The sequence below is a fragment of the uncultured Streptococcus sp. genome (assembly GCF_915066115.1).
Lineage (GTDB): Bacteria > Bacillota > Bacilli > Lactobacillales > Streptococcaceae > Streptococcus.
Genome location: NZ_CAJZDT010000119.1, coordinates 1 through 5,796, shown reverse-complemented (window position 1 = coordinate 5,796; position 5,796 = coordinate 1). Strand labels below are relative to the sequence as shown.

The 5,796-nt window shown below is 40.0% G+C and carries 5 protein-coding genes and 1 pseudogene; 3 read left to right on the top strand and 3 right to left on the bottom strand.

What is annotated here, in order from left to right:
- From QZ565_RS07835 to nrdH, 3 genes are all read right to left on the bottom strand, one after another.
- Positions 1 to 475 (bottom strand): ribonucleotide-diphosphate reductase subunit beta (locus QZ565_RS07835; RefSeq protein WP_295527898.1); only part of this gene is annotated, 475 nt, incomplete at its 3' end.
- 194 nt (positions 476 to 669) lie between these two features.
- Entirely contained in the window at positions 670 to 2,829 is a 2,160-nt protein-coding gene (gene nrdE, locus QZ565_RS07830) for a class 1b ribonucleoside-diphosphate reductase subunit alpha (RefSeq protein ID WP_295527895.1), read from the bottom strand.
- A gap of 80 nt (positions 2,830 to 2,909) precedes the next feature.
- The gene (gene nrdH, locus QZ565_RS07825) at positions 2,910 to 3,128 is read right to left on the bottom strand and encodes a glutaredoxin-like protein NrdH (RefSeq protein WP_000259243.1); all 219 of its coding nucleotides are present in this window, start codon (positions 3,126 to 3,128) and stop codon (positions 2,910 to 2,912) included.
- 350 nt (positions 3,129 to 3,478) lie between these two features.
- Between nrdH and QZ565_RS07820 the strand changes: the two genes are divergently transcribed.
- The 3 genes and pseudogenes from QZ565_RS07820 to QZ565_RS07810 all read left to right on the top strand — a co-directional run.
- On the top strand, positions 3,479 to 3,742 hold the full coding sequence (locus tag QZ565_RS07820) for a phosphocarrier protein HPr (RefSeq protein ID WP_000146947.1): 264 nt from the start codon (positions 3,479 to 3,481) through the stop codon (positions 3,740 to 3,742).
- A gap of 5 nt (positions 3,743 to 3,747) precedes the next feature.
- Positions 3,748 to 5,481 (top strand): phosphoenolpyruvate--protein phosphotransferase, encoded by a 1,734-nt coding sequence (gene ptsP / locus QZ565_RS07815; RefSeq protein WP_295527892.1) that lies wholly within the window; start codon positions 3,748 to 3,750, stop codon positions 5,479 to 5,481.
- A gap of 143 nt (positions 5,482 to 5,624) precedes the next feature.
- A pseudogene (locus QZ565_RS07810) lies at positions 5,625 to 5,796 on the top strand (adhesion protein); the annotation flags it as partial.

The following is a 5,796-nucleotide window of genomic DNA, read 5'->3' as shown; positions in this document are numbered from 1 at the left end:
AGGTTTCGAGGAAGACACTGGCAACTTTCTTTTCAAGTGGGTTACCGTTTAGGTAGATTTCGTTGACAATCTCAGCCTTCTTTTGTAGGTAAGGATTGGTATTGGTCCATTCGAAAATTTCTTCAATCTCAGCCTTTGTATTCAAGGTAGAAAAGATTGATGAGTAAGATTTAGCGTGGACAGATTCCATAAATTGGATGTTATTGAAAACAGCTTCTTCATGGGGTGTGCGGATGTCTGCGCGAAGGGCTTGAACCCCAGTTTCAGATTGCATGGTGTCCAGAAGGGTTAAACCACCAAAGACTTTTCCTACCAAGTCTTTTTCTACATTTGATAGCTTTCTCCAGTCATCCAAGTCATTTGACAAGGGAATACGTGTATCGAGCCAAAATTGCTCCGTCAATTTTTCCCAAGTTGATTTATCTATGACATCTTCGATGGCATTCCAGTTAATGGCTTTGTAGTAAGTTTCCATTTGAAATCTCTTTCTGTGTTTAGTATTGCGAACTCACAATTACCTCTATTTTATCATAATTCTAGAGGAGTATCGCACAAAAAGTCGGAAGTCCGACTTTTGTGTTTTTCCATAGTATAGATGCTTATTCCAGTTTAGTTTAGCAAGGTGAATGAAGAACTTATCTGAGAAAATGTAGTTTCCTCAAGCAAAGATTAAATCACACAGCTTTCACATTGGTTAGCACCGACTTCTCCACCATCATCTGTAAAGGTACGGACGTAGTAGATAGACTTGATACCCTTGTTAAAGGCATAGTTACGAAGGATAGACAAGTCACGTGTCGTTTGCTTATTTTCCTTCTTCCATTCGTAAAGACCTTTTGGAATATCACTACGCATGAAGAGAGTGAGTGAAAGCCCTTGGTCCACGTGCTCAGTTGCAGCTGCGTAAACATCAATCACCTTACGCATATCCATGTCGTAAGCCGAAGTGTAGTAAGGAATGGTTTCTGTTGATAAGCCAGCAGCAGGGTAGTAGATTTTACCGATTTTCTTTTCTTGACGTTCTTCGATACGTTGCGTAATCGGATGGATAGAAGCAGAAACGTCATTGATGTAACTGATAGAACCATTTGGCGCTACAGCAAGGCGGTTTTGGTGGTAAAGACCATCTGCTTGAACCTTGTCACGAAGTTCTGCCCAGTCAGAAGCACTCGGAATAAAGACATCTTTGAAGAGTTCTTTAACACGGTCTGATTTTGGAACAAACTCGCCAGTCACATACTTGTCAAAGTAGCTTCCGTTAGCATAGTCTGATTTTTCAAAGTTGTGGAAGGTGATACCACGTTCACGCGCAATATTATTTGACTCAACCAAGGTCCAGTAGTTCATAAGCATAAAGTAGATACTTGTAAACTCAACAGACTCAGGCGATCCATATTCAATCAATTGTTGGGCAAGGTAGCTGTGAAGTCCCATGGCACCAAGACCAAAGGTATGAGCTTGGCTATTTCCGTGGTCGATGGTAGGAACAGCTACGATGTGTGAACTATCTGTAACGAAAGTTAAGGCACGCACCATAGCACGGATAGAACGACCAAAGTCAGGTGAAGTCATCATGTTAACCACGTTGGTTGAACCAAGGTTACATGAAACATCCGTTCCCATTTGCAGGAATTCTTGAGCATCGTTGATCAAGCTTGGTTCTTGGACTTGAAGAATCTCAGAACACAAGTTACTCATGATAATCTTACCATCAACAGGGTTTGCACGATTAGCCGTATCAATGTTGACTACATAAGGATATCCAGACTCTTGTTGCAATTTAGAAATCTCCGTTTCCAAATCGCGCGCCTTGATTTTTGTCTTGCGGATGTTTGGATTTGCGACCAATTCATCGTATTTTTCAGTGATGTCGATATAGTTGAATGGTACACCATATTCAAGTTCTACAGAATATGGGCTGAAGAGATACATTTCTTCATTTTTACGTGCTAATTCGTAGAATTTATCGGGCACCACAACACCAAGTGAAAGGGTCTTAACACGAACTTTTTCATCGGCGTTTTCTTTCTTAGTTGAAAGGAAGGCGATGATATCTGGGTGGAAGACGTTGAGGTAGACAACACCAGCACCTTGACGTTGACCCAATTGGTTTGAGTAAGAGAAGCTATCTTCGAAAAGTTTCATAACAGGTACGACTCCAGAAGCTGCCCCTTCATAGCCTTTGATAGGTGCACCAGCTTCACGAAGATTGCTGAGGGTAATTCCCACACCACCACCGATACGTGAAAGTTGAAGAGCAGAGTTGATAGAACGTCCGATAGAGTTCATATCATCTGTGACCTGAATCAAGAAACAAGATACCAACTCCCCACGACGAGCACGTCCAGCATTCAAGAAGGAAGGAGTAGCCGGTTGGTAGCGTTGGTGGATGATTTCATTGGCAATATCGATTGCAATCGCCTCATCACCGTCTGCAAAATAAAGGGCGTTAAAGAAGACGCGGTCTTCCATACTTTCAAGATAATATTCACCGTCGTTAGTTTTCAAAGCATATTGATTGTAAAATTTATAAGCTGCCATGAAAGACTTGAATTGGAAGTTTTGGTCTTTGATAAATTGAGCCAATTCTTCCAAAAATTCTGGACGGTATTTCTTGATAAAGGCTGTTTCGATGTAGTTGTGTTCAATCAGGTAGTTGATTTTATCTTTGATTGAATCAAAAACCATAGTATTTGGAACTACATTTTCTTTAAAGAAGGCCTCCAAGGCCTCCTTATCTTTATGAAGCATGATTTGTCCATTAACAGGACGGTTGATTTCGTTATTGAGACGGAAGTAAGTCACGTCCTCAAGATGTTTTAATCCCATAAAATTTCCCTTATCTAATTACAAAAGAAAGGCTTCTAAGTTAGCCCTAGAAGCAGTTTCTTCTGGATGATGTACTAAGATTATGCTAATTGTTTCAGTTTTCCTGGTTGGAAACCTGAAAAGACTTCAGTTGGTGTTTGAATAACAGGAGCTGCGCTGAAACCGAGCTCTTTAACTTGATCGATGTACTCAGGTTGTTCATCGAGATTGATTTCTTTGTATTCAACGTTATTACTGTCCAAGAAACGTTTGGTCATTTTGCATTGGACACAGTTATTTTTAGAATAAACGGTTACCATTGTGTAACTCCTCTTTCAAAATAGATTACTTTCTTAGTATATCAGAAAATAAATTTTTGTCAACGATTTAAAACTAAATATAGTGGTCTGTTTTTGTACATAACCAAACAAAACACAATATGTAGTGTTCGTTTTGTGAAGAGATGATAATTATCCTATAAGTTGTTTTTTGGAAAACTATATCCTGTGTTTTGTTATCTAGAATAGAAGATTTTCAGCAAGTTATCTGAAAGGAAATCGAATAAATCCCATAAAATGCTTGAAAAAAATCCTAGAAGATGATATAATACCAAATTGTAAGGGTTATCACATATAACTCAAAAAAGAAAGAACAAAAGGAGAGTCAAACTATGGCTTCTAAAGATTTCCACGTAGTGGCAGAAACAGGTATTCACGCACGTCCAGCAACATTGTTGGTACAAACTGCTAGCAAATTTGCTTCAGATATCACTCTTGAGTACAAAGGTAAATCAGTTAACCTTAAATCAATCATGGGTGTTATGAGTCTTGGTGTTGGCCAAGGTGCTGACGTAACTATCTCAGCTGAAGGTGCAGATGCAGATGACGCTATCGCTGCAATCTCAGAAACAATGGAAAAAGAAGGATTGGCATAAGGAAAATGACAGAAATGCTTAAAGGAATCGCAGCATCTGACGGTGTTGCAGTTGCAAAAGCATATCTACTCGTTCAACCGGATTTGTCATTCGAGACTATTTCAGTCGAAGATACAAACGCAGAAGAGGCTCGTTTGGATGTAGCTCTTGAAGCTTCTCAAAACGAGCTTTCTCTTATCCGTGAGAAAGCTGTAGGTACGCTTGGTGAAGAAGCGGCTCAAGTTTTTGACGCTCATTTGATGGTTCTTGCCGACCCAGAATTGATTGGTCAGATTAAAGAAACAATCCGTGCTAAGAAAGTCAATGCAGAAGCAGGTCTTAAAGAAGTGACTGACATGTTCATCACGATCTTTGAAGGCATGGAAGATAACCCATACATGCAAGAACGTGCAGCGGATATCCGCGACGTGACAAAACGTGTATTGGCAAACCTTCTTGGTAAAAAATTGCCAAACCCAGCTTCTATCAATGAAGAAGTAATCGTCATTGCGCATGACTTGACACCATCTGATACAGCTCAATTGGACAAAAACTTTGTAAAAGCTTTTGTAACAAACATCGGTGGACGTACAAGCCACTCAGCTATCATGGCACGTACACTTGAAATTGCAGCTGTATTGGGAACAAATAGCATCACTGAAGTGGTGAAAGACGGTGATATCCTTGCCGTTAACGGAATTACTGGTGAAGTAATTATCAACCCAACAGATGAACAAGCAGCAGAATTTAAAGCAGCTGGTGAAGCTTATGCTAAACAAAAAGCTGAATGGGCACTTTTGAAAGATGCTCAAACAGTGACTGCTGACGGTAAACACTTCGAGTTGGCTGCTAACATCGGTACTCCAAAAGACGTTGAAGGTGTCAATGACAACGGTGCTGAAGCTGTTGGACTTTACCGTACAGAGTTCTTGTACATGGATTCTCAAGACTTCCCAACTGAAGATGAGCAGTATGAAGCATACAAGGCTGTTCTTGAGGGAATGAATGGTAAACCAGTGGTTGTTCGTACAATGGATATCGGTGGAGATAAGGAACTTCCTTACTTCGATATGCCACACGAAATGAACCCATTCCTTGGATTCCGTGCCCTTCGTATCTCTATTTCTGAAACTGGAGATGCAATGTTCCGTACACAAATCCGTGCCCTTCTTCGTGCTTCTGTTCATGGTCAATTGCGTATCATGTTCCCAATGGTTGCTCTTTTGAAAGAATTCCGTGCAGCTAAAGCAGTTTATGAAGAAGAAAAAGCAAACCTTCTTGCTGAAGGAGTTGCAGTTGCGGATGATATCCAAGTTGGTATCATGATTGAAATCCCTGCAGCAGCTATGCTTGCAGACCAATTTGCAAAAGAAGTAGACTTCATGTCAATTGGTACAAACGACTTGATCCAATACTCAATGGCGGCAGACCGTATGAACGAACAAGTTTCATATCTTTACCAACCATATAACCCATCAATCCTTCGCTTGATCAACAACGTTATCAAGGCGGCTCACGCTGAAGGTAAATGGGCTGGTATGTGTGGTGAGATGGCTGGTGACCAAAAAGCTGTTCCACTTCTTGTCGGAATGGGCTTGGATGAATTCTCTATGTCAGCAACATCTGTCCTTCGTACACGTAGCTTGATGAAGAAATTGGACACTGCTAAGATGGAAGAGTACGCTAACCGTGCCCTTACAGAGTGTTCAACAATGGAAGAAGTTCTTGAACTTCAAAAAGAATACGTTAACTTCGATTAATGTAATCAACCTTGTAACTTAGTTGCAAGGTTTTTTTGATAGTTTAAAATCAGAAATTTATTAACTAGTTCATAAAATGCTTGACAATAAAAAAAATAGGAGTAGAATATTAACTAGTTAATTAAATAGTTAAGGAGTTATCTATGAAGAAAAAAAGTTTATTTTTAGTATTGTTAAGTGTCTTTCTTTTGTGTTTAGGTGCTTGTGGGCAGAAGGAAAGCCAGTCAGGTAAAGGGATGAAAATTGTGACCAGTTTTTACCCTATCTATGCCATGGTCAAGGAAGTATCTGGTGACTTGAATGATGTTCGAATGA